Origin of the sequence: Bacillus sp. CFBP9009 (assembly GCF_036541465.1) — a bacterium.
Classification (GTDB): Bacteria; Bacillota; Bacilli; order Bacillales; family DSM-1321; genus Peribacillus.
On the sequence record NZ_JAZHFU010000004.1, the window covers coordinates 235,278 to 254,777 of the forward strand.

Annotated in this window: 23 protein-coding genes and 1 pseudogene; 8 read left to right on the top strand and 16 right to left on the bottom strand. The window is 42.2% G+C overall.

Translation table 11 applies throughout. The features are described from left to right. Nucleotides 1-2 precede the first annotated feature (2 nt). Nucleotides 3-911, top strand: coding sequence for an aldo/keto reductase (locus tag V3595_RS14250; RefSeq protein WP_485907858.1), 909 nt, complete (start codon nt 3-5; stop codon nt 909-911). 32 nt (nt 912-943) lie between these two features. Here V3595_RS14250 and V3595_RS14255 read toward each other — a convergent pair whose 3' ends face one another. Beyond that, nucleotides 944-1,099, bottom strand: a complete 156-nt coding sequence (locus V3595_RS14255; protein ID WP_485907859.1) for a hypothetical protein — start codon at nt 1,097-1,099, stop codon at nt 944-946. A 73-nt stretch (nt 1,100-1,172) separates the two neighbouring features. On the opposite strand from V3595_RS14255, the gene V3595_RS14260 reads away from it, so the two are divergent. After that, a complete protein-coding gene (locus tag V3595_RS14260; protein WP_403162341.1) occupies nt 1,173-1,598 on the top strand; it encodes an Ohr family peroxiredoxin in 426 nt (141 codons plus the stop codon). A gap of 45 nt (nt 1,599-1,643) precedes the next feature. On the opposite strand, the gene V3595_RS14265 is transcribed toward V3595_RS14260, so the two are convergent. Both V3595_RS14265 and V3595_RS14270 read right to left on the bottom strand, forming a co-directional pair. Beyond that, nucleotides 1,644-2,081, bottom strand: coding sequence for a MarR family winged helix-turn-helix transcriptional regulator (locus tag V3595_RS14265; RefSeq protein ID WP_485907861.1), 438 nt, complete (start codon nt 2,079-2,081; stop codon nt 1,644-1,646). A gap of 163 nt (nt 2,082-2,244) precedes the next feature. Next, nucleotides 2,245-2,505 carry a YqkE family protein gene (locus V3595_RS14270; RefSeq protein WP_095389715.1) on the bottom strand — a complete coding sequence of 87 codons (261 nt, stop codon included), beginning with the start codon at nt 2,503-2,505 and terminating at the stop codon, nt 2,245-2,247. A 130-nt stretch (nt 2,506-2,635) separates the two neighbouring features. Between V3595_RS14270 and V3595_RS14275 the strand changes: the two genes are divergently transcribed. Then, nucleotides 2,636-3,535 carry an alpha/beta hydrolase gene (locus V3595_RS14275; RefSeq protein ID WP_063233135.1) on the top strand — a complete coding sequence of 300 codons (900 nt, stop codon included), beginning with the start codon at nt 2,636-2,638 and terminating at the stop codon, nt 3,533-3,535. A 43-nt stretch (nt 3,536-3,578) separates the two neighbouring features. Here the strand turns inward: V3595_RS14275 and V3595_RS14280 are convergent, their stop codons facing one another. The 3 genes from V3595_RS14280 to V3595_RS14290 all read right to left on the bottom strand — a co-directional run bounded on the left by V3595_RS14280 (nt 3,579) and on the right by V3595_RS14290 (nt 5,737). Further along, nucleotides 3,579-3,902: an iron-sulfur cluster biosynthesis family protein gene (locus tag V3595_RS14280; RefSeq protein ID WP_485907864.1), complete on the bottom strand. Its 324-nt coding sequence runs from the start codon at nt 3,900-3,902 to the stop codon at nt 3,579-3,581. A gap of 216 nt (nt 3,903-4,118) precedes the next feature. Then, nucleotides 4,119-4,451 carry a YolD-like family protein gene (locus V3595_RS14285; RefSeq protein ID WP_101222486.1) on the bottom strand — a complete coding sequence of 111 codons (333 nt, stop codon included), beginning with the start codon at nt 4,449-4,451 and terminating at the stop codon, nt 4,119-4,121. A 26-nt stretch (nt 4,452-4,477) separates the two neighbouring features. Continuing rightward, nucleotides 4,478-5,737, bottom strand: a complete 1,260-nt coding sequence (locus V3595_RS14290; protein ID WP_137023178.1) for a Y-family DNA polymerase — start codon at nt 5,735-5,737, stop codon at nt 4,478-4,480. A 413-nt stretch (nt 5,738-6,150) separates the two neighbouring features. Here V3595_RS14290 and V3595_RS14295 point away from each other — a divergent pair, with 413 nt between their 5' ends. Next, nucleotides 6,151-6,810 carry a C40 family peptidase gene (locus V3595_RS14295; protein WP_485907866.1) on the top strand — a complete coding sequence of 220 codons (660 nt, stop codon included), beginning with the start codon at nt 6,151-6,153 and terminating at the stop codon, nt 6,808-6,810. A 50-nt stretch (nt 6,811-6,860) separates the two neighbouring features. Here V3595_RS14295 and V3595_RS14300 read toward each other — a convergent pair whose 3' ends face one another. The 3 genes from V3595_RS14300 to V3595_RS14310 form a co-directional block, all read right to left on the bottom strand. Next, nucleotides 6,861-7,388 carry a DUF3221 domain-containing protein gene (locus V3595_RS14300; protein WP_485907867.1) on the bottom strand — a complete coding sequence of 176 codons (528 nt, stop codon included), beginning with the start codon at nt 7,386-7,388 and terminating at the stop codon, nt 6,861-6,863. 155 nt (nt 7,389-7,543) lie between these two features. Then, nucleotides 7,544-8,335, bottom strand: coding sequence for an SDR family NAD(P)-dependent oxidoreductase (locus tag V3595_RS14305; RefSeq protein WP_241663219.1), 792 nt, complete (start codon nt 8,333-8,335; stop codon nt 7,544-7,546). A 23-nt stretch (nt 8,336-8,358) separates the two neighbouring features. Then, nucleotides 8,359-9,327, bottom strand: coding sequence for an MBL fold metallo-hydrolase (locus V3595_RS14310; protein ID WP_137023177.1), 969 nt, complete (start codon nt 9,325-9,327; stop codon nt 8,359-8,361). A gap of 512 nt (nt 9,328-9,839) precedes the next feature. Between V3595_RS14310 and proC the strand changes: the two genes are divergently transcribed. Then, on the top strand, nt 9,840-10,685 hold the full coding sequence (gene proC, locus V3595_RS14315; RefSeq protein WP_133347699.1) for a pyrroline-5-carboxylate reductase: 846 nt from the start codon (nt 9,840-9,842) through the stop codon (nt 10,683-10,685). 70 nt (nt 10,686-10,755) lie between these two features. Here proC and V3595_RS14320 read toward each other — a convergent pair whose 3' ends face one another. Beyond that, nucleotides 10,756-11,187, bottom strand: coding sequence for a VOC family protein (locus V3595_RS14320; protein ID WP_485907870.1), 432 nt, complete (start codon nt 11,185-11,187; stop codon nt 10,756-10,758). A 284-nt stretch (nt 11,188-11,471) separates the two neighbouring features. Between V3595_RS14320 and V3595_RS14325 the strand changes: the two genes are divergently transcribed. After that, nucleotides 11,472-12,023 (top strand): MerR family transcriptional regulator, encoded by a 552-nt coding sequence (locus V3595_RS14325; protein ID WP_485907871.1) that lies wholly within the window; start codon nt 11,472-11,474, stop codon nt 12,021-12,023. A gap of 157 nt (nt 12,024-12,180) precedes the next feature. Here V3595_RS14325 and V3595_RS14330 read toward each other — a convergent pair whose 3' ends face one another. The 5 genes from V3595_RS14330 to rnz form a co-directional block, all read right to left on the bottom strand. Then, nucleotides 12,181-12,975, bottom strand: coding sequence for an ABC transporter ATP-binding protein (locus tag V3595_RS14330; protein ID WP_485907873.1), 795 nt, complete (start codon nt 12,973-12,975; stop codon nt 12,181-12,183). Then, nucleotides 12,950-13,981, bottom strand: coding sequence for an ABC transporter permease (locus V3595_RS14335; protein ID WP_402897534.1), 1,032 nt, complete (start codon nt 13,979-13,981; stop codon nt 12,950-12,952). The genes V3595_RS14330 and V3595_RS14335 overlap by 26 nt, the downstream gene beginning before the upstream one ends. A gap of 32 nt (nt 13,982-14,013) precedes the next feature. Further along, nucleotides 14,014-15,009 (bottom strand): ABC transporter substrate-binding protein, encoded by a 996-nt coding sequence (locus tag V3595_RS14340; protein WP_101222497.1) that lies wholly within the window; start codon nt 15,007-15,009, stop codon nt 14,014-14,016. A 207-nt stretch (nt 15,010-15,216) separates the two neighbouring features. Continuing rightward, nucleotides 15,217-16,032: a squalene/phytoene synthase family protein gene (locus V3595_RS14345; protein WP_485907875.1), complete on the bottom strand. Its 816-nt coding sequence runs from the start codon at nt 16,030-16,032 to the stop codon at nt 15,217-15,219. Nucleotides 16,033-16,095: 63 nt separating this feature from the next. Further along, nucleotides 16,096-17,037 (bottom strand): ribonuclease Z, encoded by a 942-nt coding sequence (rnz, locus tag V3595_RS14350; protein WP_485907877.1) that lies wholly within the window; start codon nt 17,035-17,037, stop codon nt 16,096-16,098. A gap of 232 nt (nt 17,038-17,269) precedes the next feature. Here rnz and zwf point away from each other — a divergent pair, with 232 nt between their 5' ends. Then, complete coding sequence (gene zwf, locus V3595_RS14355) at nt 17,270-18,769, top strand: glucose-6-phosphate dehydrogenase (RefSeq protein WP_485907879.1); 1,500 nt, start codon at nt 17,270-17,272, stop codon at nt 18,767-18,769. A 44-nt stretch (nt 18,770-18,813) separates the two neighbouring features. Here zwf and V3595_RS14360 read toward each other — a convergent pair whose 3' ends face one another. Further along, entirely contained in the window at nt 18,814-18,975 is a 162-nt protein-coding gene (locus tag V3595_RS14360) for a hypothetical protein (RefSeq protein WP_485907881.1), read from the bottom strand. A gap of 293 nt (nt 18,976-19,268) precedes the next feature. On the opposite strand from V3595_RS14360, the pseudogene V3595_RS14365 reads away from it, so the two are divergent. Next, a pseudogene (locus V3595_RS14365) lies at nt 19,269-19,441 on the top strand (asparagine synthase). Nucleotides 19,442-19,500 lie beyond the last annotated feature (59 nt).

Here is a 19,500-nt window from a genome sequence, read left to right on the forward strand (position 1 = left end):
ACATGAAAAAACGCAGACTAGGAAATTCAGACTTGCTAGTTTCTGAAATCGGACTCGGATGCATGTCATTGGGGACTGTTGAAAATCAGGCATCCGAAATCATACAGGCCGCTTTAGATGAAGGAATCAATTATTTTGATACTGCTGACTTATATGATTTTGGCATGAATGAAGAAATCGTCGGAAAGAATTTAAAATCGGTCCGCGATAAGGTATACATAGCCACCAAGGTCGGAAACCGCTGGAATGAAAACAAAGATTCTTGGAGCTGGGATCCATCTGGCGAATATATTAAAACGGCAGTAAAAGATAGCTTAAAGAGATTGGGGACTGACTATATTGATCTTTATCAGTTGCATGGCGGCACCATTTCAGACAATATCGGAGAAACGGTAGAAGCATTTGAAGATTTGAAAAAAGAAGGCTATATCCGATATTATGGAATTTCCTCGATTCGTCCGAATGTGATCAAGGAATTCACGGAAAAGTCTGAGCTTGATTCCGTGATGATGCAGTTTAATCTACTCGACCGCCGCCCAGAAGAGTGGATGTCCCTTTTGGCCAACAAACAGATCAGCATTATTGCCCGTGGCCCGCTTGCCAAAGGGCTGCTCAGTGAAAAAATGCTTGAAAAGGCAAATGAGGATGGATACCTTGACTATGGCTATCACGAACTTAAAGATTTGCTTCCGCAAATAAAGGACAAACTTTCCGATAGGAAGTTGAATGAAACGGCACTTCAATATGTATTGTCCCATCCAAGCGTCGCTACCGTTGTACCAGGAGCAAGCTCAGTACAGCAGCTCCGTGAGAACTGCCAGGCCGCTAACAGTCCTTCACTGTCCAAAACCGAGTTGGATATCTTAAAGCAATTGACCAAAGCGAACAAATATGAAAGTCACCGGGATTAAAAAGAATAGAACTAAACTAACTTTCAAATAAATTAGGCTGCACTATCTCCGTTTAACAACGTGATAGGCAGCCTTTTTCCGTTCCAACGTTTTTTTCGCCATACTGCTTCTGTACCGCTTTCAGGTTTCCCATCATTCTTAACCCCTTTCCAAACCAAATTTACTTCATACCAATTGAAATTTTTCATTGGACAATACAAAATAAGTGTTATACAATTCAATTGTGCACAATTAAAATAAGAAGGTAAGGGAGAATAAATGATGACAAAAACATTATTTACAACGTCTGTAACAGTTGATGGCGGAAGAGAAGGAACGGCAATTTCTGCTGACGGCAACTTCACGGTTGATATTGCGATGCCTGGAACACCAAGGGCTAAACAGATGCCTGAAGCATCTAATCCGGAACAGCTTTTTGCAGCTGGATATGCTGCATGTTTTGATAGTGCTTTGCAATCAGTTGGTAAAATTGAACGCATTTCCTTCGATTCCAAAGTCACCGCAAGCGTCAGCCTATTGATGGGTGAAATGCATCAGTACAGCTTGGCTGTAACTTTGGCCGTGAAGGGATCCGGGGTCGACAAGGAGACATTTGAAACCCTTGTTCATAAAGCACATCAAATGTGTCCTTATTCAAAAGCAATCAACGGCAATGTGGACGTCGCCTTTGAAATAGATGTAGATTAAATCCGACAAAAAGACGCTTGGGGAACCCCAAGCGTCTTTTCATTGCTAAAATTGCTGTAAAGTTTTCAATAGTTGGATCAGGGAAGCTTTTAAATCCTCAACCACCTTCTTATCATCACCCGACATAGCCGAAATGCGATCGGGAATGAAGCATGCCTCTTCCTGTAAACCAAGTCCCTTTTCCGTCAACTTAATCAGGACAGACCGTTCATCTTCAGTCGAACGTTCACGGACAATTAAGCCATTCTGCTCCATTCGTTTCAACATGGGGGTAAGCGTTCCTGAGTCGAGGGCAAGGAGCTCCCCTAGTTTTTTTACTGTAAGTGTATCCTGTTCCCATAATAGAAGTAGGACCAGATATTGAGGATATGTCACTTCGAGTTTATCAAGCAGCGGTTTATATTTCTTCGTCATTTCCCTTGAACTTGCATAAAGCAGGAAACATAATTGGTCTTCCAGCACTTTTTCTATTTTACTTTGCATCATATCACCAGCTAATAGTAGTCCATCCGATATGAAAGCATATCGAACTTATCTTTAATATAATCGTTATACTTTATAAAATAAAGGAGTATCAGCAAGGAATGGTCTTCCTGAACAGAAAAAGGGAGCCAGCCCACTTAAAACTTAAACTGCTCCCTGTCCGTCATTTATAGTTCTTCCAGTTCAGATTGCTTTCACCCAATAGTTCTTCAAATGATTTATTCTTCTCCCGCCGCTTTCTTTCTTCGCGTTTCTTTTCTTCTTCCGCTGCCCTTTTTTCTTGTTCAGCCTCATTAAGTTCCTTTTGCTTTTGACGAAGCTGGGACATGATATCTTGATTGATCATATCACCAAGTTTCAATGAAGATGAATCTTTATCTTGGTTTTTGCTTTGATTTTGATTTCGCGGCTGTTTCTTTTTCATCCTTAAAACCTCCTGGCCATTTATGAAATTATTATATCACGACTGTCGTTTTCCTCGTCATGGTTTTCAAACAGTGTTTTCCCATTTCCCACATGGTAAAATAAAGAAAATCAACTTAGGAGGACCTTTCATGAAGAAATGGTGGTTTACACTCGCCGGAATCCTGTCGTATATCATCGGCGTCGGCATTTATTTTTCCAATCGGATCATGTACATGAAAAAGAAGGAAGATGATTTTATCCAGAATCGTGAAATCATGGCTAAACGCCTGATCACGGAGGATTTTGATAATCTGCCTAAAACGGAAATTTGGGTATCGTCACCATCCGGATATTCCTTGAAATGCTTGTTTATCGAACCGCATGATACCAATAAGTGGGTGGTCATTTCTCATGGTGTGACGGAGAACAAAGTCAATTCGATTAAGTACATGAATATTTTTCTTAAGCGGGGCTTCAATGCCATCATTTATGACCACCGCCGGCATGGGGATTCCGGTGGCAAGACGAGCAGTTACGGACATTATGAAAAATTCGACCTGAAGGCCGTAATCGATGAATTGAAAAGACGTAAAGGTCCCGACCTTCATATTGGCATTCATGGAGAATCCATGGGGGCCGTAACCCTGCTTTTATATGCCGGAATGCTTGAAGATGGTGCTGATTTTTACATTGCCGACTGTCCATTTTCAAATTTCGAGGATCAGATCAAACACCAGCTTAAGCATGTAGTCCCACTTCCCTCTTGGACCGTGTTTCCGCTTGGGCGTACGTTCATCAAACTCCGTGATGGATATTGGACCAATGAAGTGTCCCCAATTGATTATATGAAAAATATCCGAAACCCCGTGCTCTTCATCCATAGTGAAAATGACAGTTTCATTCCCGCTTCCATGACAGCGGAATTATATGCAGCAAAAGAGGGCCCAAAGCAGCTGTACATCGCTAAAAAAGGGGCCCACGCTCAATCTTATAATGAAAATCCAAAAGAATATGAAGATCAAATCGATCAGTTTCTAAAACTTGTCTGAGAAGAAAAGAGAGAGGGTATCCAAGATTCCCTCTTTGCTTCAGTTAGATTTTATTAAAATAGCTCATCCTCGGATTTAAGATTTGATTCGGACTTTTTAACTGAAAGCTGTTCGCTTCCGGAACAAAGTCTATTTTCATGACTTCATCAAGAAAAATGATTTTTGATTTCTCCACATATAGAGGAATTCCGTTTGTTTCCACTTTTTCGGTACCTTCTTCAGGTTCGTTGACCCACCATAGCGCCGTCACACCGCTTACCACGCAGCCACAGCCATCAGTATCATATTTCAATTGTAAATATCCTTCTTGTCCCTGTACCTTATCGGCTATTTTCTCAGCCGCTGTTTCCGTCCATTCAATATACATGATTGCACGCCTCCCGATGTCTTTCCTTTCCCCCATTATAAACGATAAATACGCTTCTGTTAAAGAAACTGCCTTCCTTTGCAAGCGTCAGCCGACACGAAAATCACTTTCTTCATTGCCGTGCTAACAAATGCCGATTTTCTTACGCCGATTCCTTTCATCACGATGCCGTTTTGAAAATGAAAGGCTGTCCCTTGGGAACAGCCCTTCCGCTCATCATTCCATTATCCTTACATCCGCTATATCGGAAAGCCTGATATAGTGAGCCTGCTGAAACCGATCGACGATATGAAGCTTTTGGGTGAGCTCATTATAATAATGGATCCTGCCGATTAACAGCTGATACCGGTTTCCTTCATAATGAGCAATCGTGACATCCTTTCTTTCCTCCATCGCTTCCCCCATTACCGCATTCATTTCTTCCAGTTGCTGCTCATCCAGGATGCGCTTCGTTTCATAACCATCCTCCACCACCCAATCCCGAAGCATCTTCACATGCTCCGGCAACATCATCGATGTCCATTTGATACGGCCGCGATCACGTATCATTCTTTTCCCTCCCTTCAAAGTCAACCTTACGCCTTATGCCCACCAAGCAGCTTGCTTCGGTAAACGGCTGTACCTGCTTCTGTATACGAAACGGCACGCAATAATGATTTGGCTCCATATTTATGGCGGATTCGATCAACCGTGTAACTCAATTCCCGCTTCTTCCAGCGCGAAGCATCGAATAAAGTCAGCTGCATTTCGTTATCATCCACAATATTCGAGAGCCTGACCTCTATGCTCCGAACCGTTTTTTGCTTATAGTTCTCATGAAAAAGCTCCAGGCAAACTTTATATAACTCCATCGTAATGTTGGTCGGTTCGCTAATCGAACGCGAACGATGGAAACCTCCGCCGAACTCGTCCTTGCTGTAACCAATGCTTAGGCTCACCGTCCTTCCTGCCTTGCGATGGGTGCGTGCCCTTCTTCCAACTTCTTCGCAAATTTCCAGCATGACCTGCTTTACCTCATGCTCCTCCTTATAATCCCGCAGCAGGATTTGACTTTTGCCGAAGCTCACCTGCCCTTCGATGATCGCTGCCCCCATATCGGATAAATCTATTCCCCACGCATGGTGGTAAAGCTGATTGCCCATAATTCCAAACTTCGCTTCAAGTAATTCAAGATCATAATTGGCAAGCTGTCCAACCGTAAATATGCCCATTCCATGAAGGGTTTTTTCTACGCGCCTGCCGATCCCCCACATTTCACGAAGCGGGGAAATCGGCCAAAGTTTGCTTGGCACATCCTCATACTTCCATTCTGCAATCCCATGATGTTTGGCTTCCAAATCAAGGCAAAGTTTTGCCATAAGCATGTTCGGTCCAATTCCAATGGCACAGGGGAGCTGTAATTCCCGTTCGATTTCATCCTTTATCTTTTCAGCTATCATCCGGGCATCTCCCCATAAAGAAGCGGCACCATCGACTTTCACAAAACTTTCGTCCACACTATATACGTGAATCGCTTCTTTGGGCACATAACGGTTGAACAAGCGGGTAATTTCCGTCGAAACCCTTAAATAGGTCGCCATTTTAGGTTCAACGACGACAATCCTCGGATCATTCGGGATCTCAAACATCCGCGAACCTGTCTTGATGCCAAATTCCTTCTTCATCTTTGGAGAAGCCGCAAGCACAATGCTCCCTGTCCTCTTCAAATCACCAACCACCGCCAGATAACAATCAAGCGGGTCCAGACCAAGCATGACCGCTGAACAGCTTGCATAAAAACTTTTCATATCGATACACATAATTGATTGTTTCGGCATCGTCCCATAATCCATCATTTCTCACCCTAACAAGAATATACGTTCGCTTTTATTATATTCATAACTTTAACCGAATATACGTTCTTATTCAATGGAAGTTTTCATACAAATTTCTACTTTTTAATGTAATTTCCTTGAAAAATATAATAGATACTAAAAATGGTTAAAATACCAAATTTAAACTACATATCCAAATAGTTTTTTTAAAAAGAATCAATTCGTAGCTTGAATAATTTTTAGTGGATCCTTATACTTAGTTATTTAAAAATTTTTCACCCTTTTCAACAGGCTTTCGTCTATTTTAAATTTAGTCTTACTGCTCATTTTTTGTAATAAAACTGTAACCAAAATTATGTCTAATTGTCATAATGGTATTGTAGGATAATATTGTTAAGAATAATAGAGAGATAGATAGAGAGGAAATGAAAATTATGAAGAAATGGATTGCTTCAGCTGCTGTTGCGTCTGCCATGATGCTAACCCCACTGCAAGCCTTTGCAAATATCGGAGATCAAACCCTCAGACCCGGAATGACACATAGCGATGTCAAACAATTACAACAACTTTTAAAAACCAAAGGTTATTTCACATATTCAGGTTCACTGACTACATATTACGGCACCTATTCTACATCTGCAGTAAAAAAATTCCAAACATCTAAAGGGTTAACTGCCGACGGAATTGCCGGCCGGAACACGTTCAATGCACTTGGTGTTTATAATGTCAATAATACAACCTTGATCAGCTATGCGAAAACCTTAATCGGCACACCCTACAAATGGGGCGGAACAACAACGGCTGGATTCGACTGTTCAGGCTTCGTCTATTACGTATTCCAGAAATCACAAGGAATTACCTTACCGCGTACAACATCCTTGCTCTATTCCAATACAGGGTTAAAAGTAACTTCACCATCTAAAGGCGATCTTGTATTCTTTGATACTTCTTCTGGAAGTACAGGAGTATCACATGTTGGGATCTATATCGGAAATGGTCAATTCATTAGTGCTACGTCTTCAAAAGGAATAACCATCACGGATATGGATAATTCTTATTGGAAACCAAAATATTTAGGTGCGAAAACTTTATAAAATCCCATAAAACAACCGGACAGAATTCATAGTGATTCAGTCCGGTTGTTTTATTTTATATATAATATTTCATCCGTTAAATCCTCTATTGTCACCATGAATGAAGAGTCCAAGTTGGAACGGTTCATCATTTCGATATTATAAACATGCTCTGAGGGTAAATGGACGACTTCGAGAACCATGAATCGTTGACTTTCCGCTTTGCTGACATGATCGAGGGCAGCAGTGACCGCCCTTTGTTCAGCTAAGCTTTTTTCATCCGTCAAAACAAGAATCAATTCCGCTTCCGCTTTCCCAGGAAATGATTTCTTCACCCCGCCCCGATGCCATGGTTTCACTTTCATCCCGATTTCCAGGTCGGAATAATCGAGAGCGTTACCATGTTGATCTTGAATGGATGTATCAGTGGTCACCTTATAATACGTCTCTTTAATCAAAATCCTTTTATCGTCAAGAGCCGTAATGAAACCTTCTTCCCCCTTATCAATGGCTTCATCCATGTTCCAATCAAGGGATTGACAGCTACCCAGAATAAAGGCAACGAATATGGATATATAAAGGTTTACAATCCTCTTCACACAAATCCCTCCTACTAGAAATAGACGGATCCCCCATGGAATAGTTACCAATTCATATGAAAACTTCGGTTATTTCAAAAAGGGGAATGTCATCGACATTCCCCCTTGCCTATTATTAGACCATCTTTCGCCTTGTCCGGCATCGAAAGTCTAGCTTACTTTTTAAAAAATGCTTTTTTTCCTAATGTTTCGGTGATCTTTGGAAACATGTTATACCATATCCCAGCAAAATTCATCCAGCCAGGGAGATTGATTTCCCTCTTATTGGTCAGCATCGCCGCTACAATTTTAGCAGCGACATCTCCAGGCTTAAGCATGAATTTTTCAACATTCTTTAAATATGTACCTGATTCATCCGCAATGTTAAAGAAATTCGTTTCTATGGGGCCAGGATTGACGGTGGTCACAAAAACATGATCTTCCATCAGCTCAAGCCGAAGTGCGTTTGAATAGCCAAGAACCGCGAACTTGGTCGATGAGTACAATGTTGATTTAGGAGTGGCGATTTTACCGGCCTGTGAGGCGATATTGATGATATGCCCCGATTTTCTCTGCTTCATATACGGAAGAACCAGCTTTGTGCAGGCCATCAATCCAATGACGTTGACAGCAAACATTGCTTTCGTTTCATTTAATTCCGTATCCTGCGCTTCTTTAAACGTGCCGAAACCAGCATTGTTGACCAATACATCCACTTCACCTATTTGCGCATGGATATCATTAAATACATTTGTCACCTGATCAGTGTCTGCCACGTCAAGCTTATAGGCATATGCATCAATCCCATATTGGGTGATCAGTTCATTCCTTAGCTGTAGTAATTTATCCATGCTTCTGGCCAAGAGGACGAGACGGCCCCCCTGCTTTGCACTTTGAATGGCAACTTCCTTGCCAATCCCTCCGGAAGCTCCGGTAATAACAATGACTTTGCCTTGCAACTTATTCAAAAAAGTGAGCCTCCTTGCGAACATTAAGCGATTGAATACAGAATGACCCCAGATTGGATTTCTGTTTCGACTTCACCCAAGTCTTCTAAATAGTCCAGCTGACCGACCGTTTCCGAAAGTGTCAGGCCCACTTCCTGAAGGTATACTTTCGGAAACAGCTGCTGACATACTTCAAAGACCGATAAAGGCTTATCTTGAAGCATGCTTTTCACCTGCATGGCACGGTTATGCTGCCGCTCGAATCTATAGTGAATCAAGTCGGCAACCGCATCTCCATCCACTTCAGATCCATGTCCGGAGTAAACGGTGGATATGGAAAAATCCAATAATTTCTGAAGTGATGCATTATACTGCAGTAACGGGCGAGGCCTCATGCCTCCGGGAAGTAAAGGTGGTTCCATTAATGGATTAGGTGAAATCTTGGCAAGCAAATGATCGCCAACGATCATGACCCCGTCACTTTCCCGGTAAAAGGATAAATGGCTTTGCGCATGCCCTGGAGTCTCGATCACTTTCCAGCCTGGAAGACCAGGGAGCTCATCTCCCTCAGCCAAATATCCATGCAGCTTCCGTTCACTAAGGAAACTGATTTCGTCACGGTTATGGATAAGTTTATTTTTCAGCTCTTCTGCCACTCCGAACTTTGTGGCATAATCAAGAAAAAAACGATTATGGGTTTCAAGGAATTCATCACTGATAGTCAGCCAGCGCTGATTGTTTTTGTGTCCATAAACCGGGATCTCTTTTTCAAAGAAATCGAGTCCACCAGCATGATCAGGATGATGATGGGTTAAAATGATCTGTTCGATATCAGTCAGTTTCAGACCCAAATCCCCAAGCCCGTTAGTCAAGGCTTCCTTTGATCGTTTTGTTTTCACTCCAGTATCGATTAGCGTTAAAGCATCCCCTTTAACTACATAAACATTCACATCACCCACTGCAAACGGCGTGGGCAAAGTAATTTTTGCAATATCTCCATTCCAATTCGCCATAATCTTTTCCACCTTAGAAAATTATATTTATATAAAACTTTTTATACACTAAACAGAATTCTAAGTATACTTATCATGTATAATTACCATTTTACATGTATTTTTAATTACTGTCATTATTTTCACATAATTCATGTCTATTTTTTCTCGTCCATGCATATATTATCATTGACAGAGTGCTAATATATCCTTCATAATCACAAGTAATTAAAGACGGCATGGCTTTGATTAAGGCCAAGTAAATTATTGATGGCGTAAAGAGAGTGAAGCTCGGAATGTGCTGAAAGGCTTCATCGCCCCCTCATTATTGAACCTACCTTATGAGCCTTCAGGAAAACCTGACGTAATTCCCGCGTTAGAGGATTCAAGTGCAGCTTTTCTGTTTATTTATTATGGGAAAGTTGAACAAAGGTGGTACCACGGAAGCTAGACCTTTCGTCCTTTATTGGATGAGGGGTCTTTTTGTTTTTCAAAAAAGGCCGAAAACTTTAAAAGAAAAAGGAGCGGGAAATATGAAAAAAATCGCGTTTATCGGAGCTGGATCGATGGCAGAAGCAATCATTTCGGGGCTGGTGACCCAACAGGTAATTGAACCAGCAAATATTTTTGTAACAAATAAATCAAATGATGATCGGTTCGATTATTTAAAGAACCAATATGGTGTAACTGCCACAAGATCGCTGCAGCTATTAGTACAGGATGCAAACCTTGTCGTGCTGGCGGTGAAACCAAAAGATATTTTAGAAACGATGCAATCAATAAAAGAATATATTCGTGAAGAAATGCTGTTCATATCCGTTGTTGCCGGGGTTCATACAACAAGCTTGGAAGGTATCGCCAACAAGCGGTTCTCGATCGTCCGTGCCATGCCTAATACATCGGCAGCTGTAGGAAAATCAGCAACGGCCCTTGCGGCTAACTGTCATACGAAAGAAGCGCAATTACAAACGGCGATTACCCTTTTTGAAACGGTAGGTACAGTGGCAGTTGTCGATGAAACCCAGCTAGATGCGGTAACTGGCCTATCAGGCAGCGGTCCGGCTTATATTTATTACTTGGTGGAGGCATTGGAAAAATCAGCAGAAAAAATAGGTCTCGATTCCGAAACCGCTAAGCAATTGATTCTCCAGACACTGATGGGTGCGGCCGATATGTTACAGAAATCACCTAAAACGCCTGCCGTACTAAGAAAGGAAGTAACTTCACCAGGCGGAACGACAGAAGCAGGCCTGAAAGCACTTCAAGCACATCAAGTAGAAGAAGCATTCATTGCCTGTGTACAAGAAGCGACTGAGCAATCGAAGCGAATGGGCAATCAAATAAGTAAAGAACTAGCCAAATATGTAGTTTCGCAGTAAGGGGATGATGATCGGCTGTTGCCAGGCAACAGCCCTTTTTTCTAAGGGGTAATCCTTTTCGTAGTGTGCGTTACTTTATAATCAGCATATCATTTTCATCAAAACTCCAATCCTTCGAATACGCAACCTCCCAATAGTAACCATCGGGGTCTGAAAAATATCCGCTGTACCCTCCCCAAAAAACATCCTGAGGTGATTTCTCGATTGTTCCCCCGGCCTTTTCAGCTTTGTTGATCACTTCATTCACTTCTTCAATTGATTTAGCATTATAAGCAAGAGTAAGACCCGGGAAACCATTTTTCTTAGGCGGTTCTTTCTCATTGATGTCTTTCGCTAGCTCCTCTAAAGGATACAAAGCAAGTTTCGTTCCGGCATTATTAAAAAAAACGATTGCGGGTTCGTCCTCTTTAACCGTTGTATGAAATCCCAACCCGTCCCGGTAAAACCTTAATGATTCAGCAATATCCCTGACACCTAAAGTTATAATGTTGATCCTGTTCATACTGGTCCTCCTTTTTCCATGTTTTAAGGGTAAATTCGACATCTACATCACATTTCCCTTTTTAGCTTGATTACCATCAGCCACGCCTTCACAAATGCTTCTAAAAGTTCCTAACAACGCTACCATTTGCAAAAAAGCTGTCTACGGGGAATTCCACCTTGGATTGCCCCTCATGCAAATTACGTAGGAATTCCACTTTCTTTGCCGAATGAATACATGTTTTGTCAACTGTAAAGGAATTTCCTCATACTTATCGAATTCAACAACCAAAAGGGGGAATCTCGATGAATACAAGTGCAGTTGCCCGGTTACTGAATGTTTCCCATAGTACGATTCAACGCTGGGTCACCCAATTGAACATGGAAGTAGAACGGAATCAGCTTGGCCACTACCAGTTTTCGGATGAAGACATTGCATTATTGAGAAAAATCCAAGATCAGCTGAACGAGGGCATCATTCTCCAAAAGGTAAGCATCTCAGAGAAGAAGCTTAGAAAAGCAACCATCCAGAAACACTCCGAACCTAATAAAGAACATGATCAACTGCTAGAACGCATCATCCGGCTTGAAAATGGACTGAAAACAAAAGCGGACGATGTTGTATCCTATCAGCTTTTACAGCACAGAAGTGAAATGGAAGAAATGCACAAACTCGTTAAGAAGCTCGAAGACCGGATCGAAGCGTTAGAAAAACCAATGGGTCAAAACTTTGATTATTTCCTCGCGGCTGAAGAAGCTGCTGCCACTAAAAAGACGAAGAAAAGGCCATTCATAAAAATGATTTTTGGAAACAGAAAGAACGATAGTTCATCATGGAGCACAGCCGACAGCGATTAACATCGATTTTCAAGATCGCTCATGAGAGCACCCCACGATAGCCATTTTCTTATGCAAAGTATTTCCTCAGTAATAGGACCTGATCTTATTAATTACCCCAAAATAAAAAGGCCCTGACCCAAGATTAATCTCACCTGGGTCGGGCCTTTTCATCATCTTAAATCAACACTGCACGGTCATTGAGCATTTTTTCGCCTTTAATGCGCTGGAATTCGTTAAGCAGTTTTTCGACGGTTAGCTTCTGCTTTTCAGCGCCTCTGGCTTCAAAAATGATCTGTCCCTTATCCATCATAATCAAGGAATTTCCAAGATCGATTGCCTGCTGCATATTATGAGTCACCATCAACGTCGTTAACTGGTTCTTTTCGACGATTTCCTTCGTCAGGTTTGTAACGAGCTCTGCCCGTGAAGGATCAAGTGCTGCTGTATGTTCATCAAGTAGCAGGATTTTAGGGTCGGTGAAGGTCGCCATCAGCAATGATAGTGCCTGGCGCTCCCCTCCTGATAATAATCCCACTTTTGCAGTCATCCGATTTTCCAAGCCTAAATGAAGGGTGCCCAAACACTCTTTAAAAAGTTCTTTCCGTTTTTTTGTCACCCCAAAGCCTAAACCTCTTTTATTGGTTCTGCCATAGGCAATCGCCATATTTTCTTCAATCGTCATATGTGGTGCCGTACCCAGCATGGGATCCTGAAAAACGCGGCCAATCATTTTGGCACGGGCATGTTCTTCAATGGCCGATACGTTTTCACCATCGATGACGACTTCACCTGCATCAGGGAGAATTTTACCGGAAATCATATTCATCAACGTCGATTTACCTGCTCCATTACTTCCGATGACTGTTACAAATTCACCTTTTGTCATCTGCAGTTCCAGATTTCCAAGGGCTAACTTTTCATCTGGTGTTCCCTCATTGAAAACTTTATAAATCTGATTTAACCGAAGCATATTCTTCCCTCCCTTTCGGTAAAGTCCCATCATGGCGCATCTGTATTTCTTTAAGCCGCCTTTTCTTCCGGTTTTTTTCCTTTTGTTTATCGGAAATTTTAGGAATGACAAGTGCCCCGACCACAATAAGTGCCGTAATTAATTTAACATCACCCGTTTCAAGGAATTCTACGCGAAGTGCCAAAGTTACGACGATTCGGTAAATGATCGCCCCTCCAATGACCGCCAGCGTCGCACGTGCAATCGTTTTTGCACCAAATAGAGCCTCACCGATTATGACGGATGCCAAACCGATGACAATGATTCCAATCCCCATGCCTATATCGCTAAAACCGTTATATTGGGCAACCAAGGATCCCGAAAAAGCCACAAGTGCATTTCCGATTGCAAGTCCCAGAATCTTCATGTTGCCGGTATGGGCGGAAAAACTCTTGACCATGGCTTCATTATCACCTGTCGCACGTAAGGCAAGACCAATTTCCGTTTTTAAAAAAGCTGACATTCCAGCTTGGATGACTACAGCCACAATCAGCATAACGATTAATATGGCCCACGTTTTTGGCAGGCTGTCACCGAGACCCACGAAGGATAAAAGACCATTCAACAAATTGTCCAGCCCGGTGCCAGCCCAGGCATCCTGGATATTCGTGATAATGGTTGTTTGAGAAAGCAACGGTATGTTGGATGCACCCATGATCCTCAAATTGATCGAATAGAGCGCGATCATCATTAAGATACCTGCCAAGAGAGGATTGATTTTCCCTTTCGTATGCAGGAAACCCGTTATCGTCCCAGCGATGAACCCTGCCACCATGGCACTCAACGTGGCAACGATCGGCGAGAAACCGTTAACGATCATAATGGCGGCAACAGAGGCCCCTGTCACAAAACTGCCTTCCACAGTCATATCCGGGAAGTCGAGAATCCTGAATGTTAAATAAACACCGAGTGCCATGATCGCATAAATCATTCCCGACTCAAAAGAGTTGAATAAGGCTGAGAACATTTTTTTCTTCCTTCCCCGAACAAAAGCAGAGTTTATTTTACAAACTCAGCATCTGCTTTCCATTCTTCTTTTATTTCAACACCCATATCTTTTGCTGCTTTTTCATTGATGACCAATTTCAGTTTTTGTGGATATTGAACCGGGATATCTCCAGGTTTTTTACCATCCTTCAGGATTTCAACCGCTTTTTGCCCCGCTTCATAACCAATATCATAGTAACTGAAGCCATATGCTGCAAAACCGCCAGCATTTACGGAATCAAGTTCGCCGACAAACAATGGGATATCTTGATCATTTGCCACGGAAATGACCGATTCCAGTGCCGAGACAACTGTATTATCAGTAATGATATAGAAAGCATCCGCTTTTCCGATTAAAGATTCCGTTGCCTGTTTAACATCCGCTGAAGTCGAGACGGATGCTTCCACGACTTTCAAACCAGCTTTTTTCGCTTCCGCTTTCACATTCTTTATTTGGACGACTGAATTTTGCTCCCCTGTATTATAGACAGTTCCAATTGTCTTCGCCCCAAGCTCTTCCGCTAGGAATTTCATTGACTTTGCAATGGCTTCAGGATGGGAATCCGTCGTACCCGTCACGTTTCCGCCTGGTTTTTCCAAAGAAGTAACAAGCTCCCCCGCTACAGGATCGGTAACCGATGTAAAGACGATTGGGATATCCTTGGTCGCATTTAAAGCACTTAGAGCACTAGGAGTCGAATTTGCAAATATCAGATCCACTTTATCCCCAACAAAGTTATTGGCAATCGTCTGACTGTTGTTTTGGTCACCCTGTGCAATTTGAAGATCATATTTGGCATTGATGTCACTGTCCTTCAGTGCCGCCTGGAATCCTTCATATGCTTGATCCAGGGAATCATGCTGAACGATTTGAGTTACCCCAATGTTGAAGGTATCCTTTCCGCTTTCATCCTTTGCTGTATCTTTTTCCTTGTCATTTCCACACCCAGCCAATAATAAACCTGCGACCAATGTCATGGCTGCAGTTGAATATAATTTCTTTTTCATATTTTCCCCCCGCTTTTTCCTTATTTAAAATAATGTTTTTCTAACGACGCCAGCTTTTTTCGCTTTTATGTCCTAAATTATAATCGTTTAGTCCCAATTATTCCAATATATTTTTTAACTTTTTAGAATTTTTTGAGTTCTAAATATAAAACATGAAAAAAGCTGCTGTGAAAGGTATGGTAACTTTCACAGCAGCTTTATGAAAAATCAGTGTTCAACGACCTGGCTGACAATTTCGGTAACTGTAGCACGATCAATTTTTTCTTTGCCTTCTTTTAGGGCTTTCAATGTGGCTTTTGCCAATTCCAAGGGTATTTTACAGAATTGGATGATCTCTTTCGTTTCAATCTCTCCAATGTACGCATCGGCTAATGCAAGATTATGTTCCGTATGGGCAAGCATCTCGTCGAAACCCCAGCCATCCGGATAAAAGTTCACACCACGTTCTGCATCTTCCTCACGGTTACGCAGGATATTGACCGTTTGGAGTCCACGGCCAAATGCGATGGCAAGTTCACGGTCCGTTTCGGTTCCATCGTACCAGTTCCACATATCGGACAGCATGACCCCCACTAAACCTGCTACATAATATGTGTAATCATCGAGTTCCTCTTCATTATGGATTTGCCAGTCCTTAGTAACCCATTTTGCCATGCCTTCGGCCATTTCCTTTGTCGACTCCAAGACTTTGGATTTTGCACCGGGAGGACAAAATTCAATCCAGTCCGAAAGAAACAGGGTCACCTCGGGCAGATCATCCTTATATGGTTCAAATAACGATTGAAGATCTTCTTCCCTGAAATCCGCATCAAGCTCACTAAGAGCCTGTAACAGGGAAACCTTACTATCTGCTGGAAGACCTGGGTGGTCCTCGATCTCATCGATGGCGCGCATGCAAAGGTATGCAGCTCCAATGGCCTCTTGTAATCCCTTTGGAAGATAGCTGATCGGAATGAAAAAAGTCCGGCTTGTTTTTAGGAGAAAATCCATTGCTTTAGTATGTAGGGCACTTTTGTCAGTCATATTTACACTCCTTTAAATATCCAATGAACAATTGATTAATTATATCAAACATTGGCTTTGATTTCAGCTGCCCGATTCCTCTGAATACAAAGGAATTTTAATGGCCATTAGATCTTCACCCATAATCGTGTTTGGAAAAATCGCTTTGCTTTCCTCTTTTAGCCTCTCAGCATCCTCCGGAGTATACCGTGAGCTGATATGCGTAAGGATTAGATGCTTAGCTCCCGCTTTCAAAGCCGTTTCTGCAGCCTGAACGGTGGTCGAATGATAATAGGCTGATGCCATTTCCGCTTCTTCCGCTGAAAATGTAGCTTCATGAACAAGGTAATCCGCCGATTCAGCAAGAATGAGCGCATTGCTGCACATTCTTGTATCACCAAGAATCGTGATGATCCGGCCTTTTTGCGGAGCACTGATATAGTCCTTCCCATTTAAGACACGGCCATCATCGAGACAGACCGTTTGTCCATTTTTCAATGCTTTAAAAAGAGGCCCTGGCTTCACACCTTCAGACCGCAGCCGGTCGACCAGTAAGCTTCCCGGACGATCTTTTTCCACAATCCGGTAACCGATGCTATAAATGCCATGATCAAGCGACATGGCCGTCACTGTGAATTGTTCGTCCTCAAACACTTCGCCTTCTTCTATTTCGATGATTTCCAAGGGATATTTTAAATGAGTTCCACTCACCTGTAAGCTCGTCATAATAAATGCATCTATGCCTTGTGGACCATATACGGTCAATTTATCCACTCCGCCCTGAAAAGATCTGCTGCTTAAAAATCCAGGTAGTCCGAAGATATGGTCACCATGTAAATGGGTGATGAATATCTTTTCAACCTTTCGCGGTTTGACCGCCGTTTTTAATATTTGATGCTGTGTCGCTTCCCCACAATCGAATAACCAAACCGTCCCTCGTTCTTCCAATAATTGAAGGGCGATTGATGTCACATTACGCGCTTTAGCCGGAACGCCAGCGCCTGTACCCAATAAAACGAAATCCACTCATACTACCTCCGTTGCAAATACTTTATGACTTAACTATAGCATAACCTTAGGTGCTCTTTCATTTATGACCCATTAAAACCGAAACCAAATTAAACTTTTAATGAAATATAGAGAAAAAATGCGCAAATTGATTGCTTTGAGGGAAAGCTAAACGTAAAATTAGAAATTGGTACACATTCGGGAATTCCAACTTTATAGACAGATTTAACGGAAAGTTGAGGTTTTAAACATGACAGAAAACAATAAACCCACAGCATTGATCATGATTTTTGGTGCTACCGGAGATTTAGCGAAAAGGAAATTGTTTCCTTCCATATATCGACTATTTCAAAAAGAGAAAATCAATAAGTTCGCCGTTGTTGGAGTGGCAAGGAGGCCATTGACGAACGAGGAGTTTCAAACAAGTGTCAAGGACTCGATACTTACGTTCGGACATGCGGAAGAAAAGGTCGACGAATTCATTTCCCATTTCCATTATCACTCCCACGACGTTTCCAGCTCGGAATCATACCTGCAGTTAAAAGACATTGCCGAACAATTAGACGGACACTATCAATTAGAAGGAAACCGGATCTTCTATTTGGCGATGGCGCCTGAGTTTTTCGGAACGATTGCCGAACAGATTAAAGCACAAGGCCTGAGTGACACGGATGGATATAAGCGCCTGGTCATAGAAAAGCCATTTGGACACAGTTTCGAAACAGCACAAAAATTGAATGAGCAGATTCGAACTGCATTCGCTGAAGATGAAATCTACCGTATCGATCATTATTTAGGTAAGGAAATGGTACAAAATATTGAGGTCATCCGTTTTTCCAATGCCCTATTCGAGCCGCTTTGGAATAACAGATATATATCCAACATCCAGGTTACTTCAAGCGAAACACTTGGCGTTGAAGAACGCGGGCGTTATTATGAAACCAGCGGTGCCCTAAGGGATATGGTCCAAAACCATCTGCTGCAAATGGTGGCCTTGCTAGCCATGGAACCCCCGATCGCTTTGACGACAGAAGAGATTCGAAGCGAAAAAGTGCGGGCATTACGTTCACTTCGACCAATGAAAGTGGACGAAGTCAATCAATACTTCGTCCGTGGCCAGTATGGTGAAGGAACGATAGACGGTCAAACACTTCCGGCCTACCGCAATGAACATAACGTAAATCCGGAATCCAACACAGAGACCTATGTTGCGGGTAAATTGATGATTGATAACTTCCGATGGGCCGGTGTTCCTTTTTATATCCGCACCGGTAAGAGAATGGATGTCAAATCAACGAATATCGTTGTTCAATTCAAAGATATCCCAATGAACCTGTATTATAAAACGGAAGAAACACTGAACCCGAATCTTCTCGTTATCAATATCCAGCCTGACGAAGGTATCACATTGTACCTAAATGTGAAGAAATCCGGGACGACATCCAATACAAAGCCAATGAAGCTGACCGTCTCGAACAAAGGGATCGAACACATCAATTCTCCCGAGGCATATGAAAAGCTATTGTTTGACAGCATGCGCGGGGATGCTACAAACTTTACGCACTGGGACGAGGTTGCCCTCTCATGGAAGTTCGTCGATACCATTTCCAATGCATGGGAAAACACTAAAGACGAGTCTTTCCCTAACTATGAAGCGGGATCCACAGGTCCACTTGCATCCGATGAACTCCTGGCAGAAGATGGAAATATTTGGTGGCAAGTCAAGAAAAACGAAAATAATAATGATTGAAATGAAGAAGGGACGCAGATTTGAATCTGCATCCCTTTTTTCATTCATGAAACACTCTTCCTCAGCAATTTATCACGGATAATATGATACATTTCCTTGGGCTTAGACAATTCTTCCTCTACTTCCGAATTGAGCCAAAATGAAACACCGAATTCTAAGGCGATGAAAAATAAAAATATGGCTACAGCCCACCAGATGATGAACATAAGTCACCCGCTCCTTCTCTCTTCTATCTGCCTACTGTATCCTACGGTCCGTCCATCTCTTTCAATGTTTATATTCCTTTTTCCGCAGGTGTTTAAACCTAAAAAGCAAGGATGAATGACATACATCATACTATGTTTTCCATAAAAAAGGTAACTTAATTGGAACTATTTACAACTAGTTCATCTTTACCATTTTTACCCTTCTAACCTCTTTATAGAAATAGAATGGTAAGTCCTTGCTAGAAAAGGCGCCAGTGACGGCACCACTAACTTCGATGTGGAGGGATTAAACGATGGACATTCGTGAAGGATTAATTCCAACAGCCTTGGGCACAGCCGTGACAGCTGCGGGTTATGCAATGAAGCAGACCGGGGCTCAAACAAAATGGTAGCTAATACGGTTTTTGGTTTTGGTTTGGCACATGTTGTATTAGGGGCCATCGACCTTGTAGAGCATCGGAGATAGTAAAAAAAGAGGGCGCCAAGCGCCCTCTTTTTTTACTACAACTGAATCCCGAAACAAAA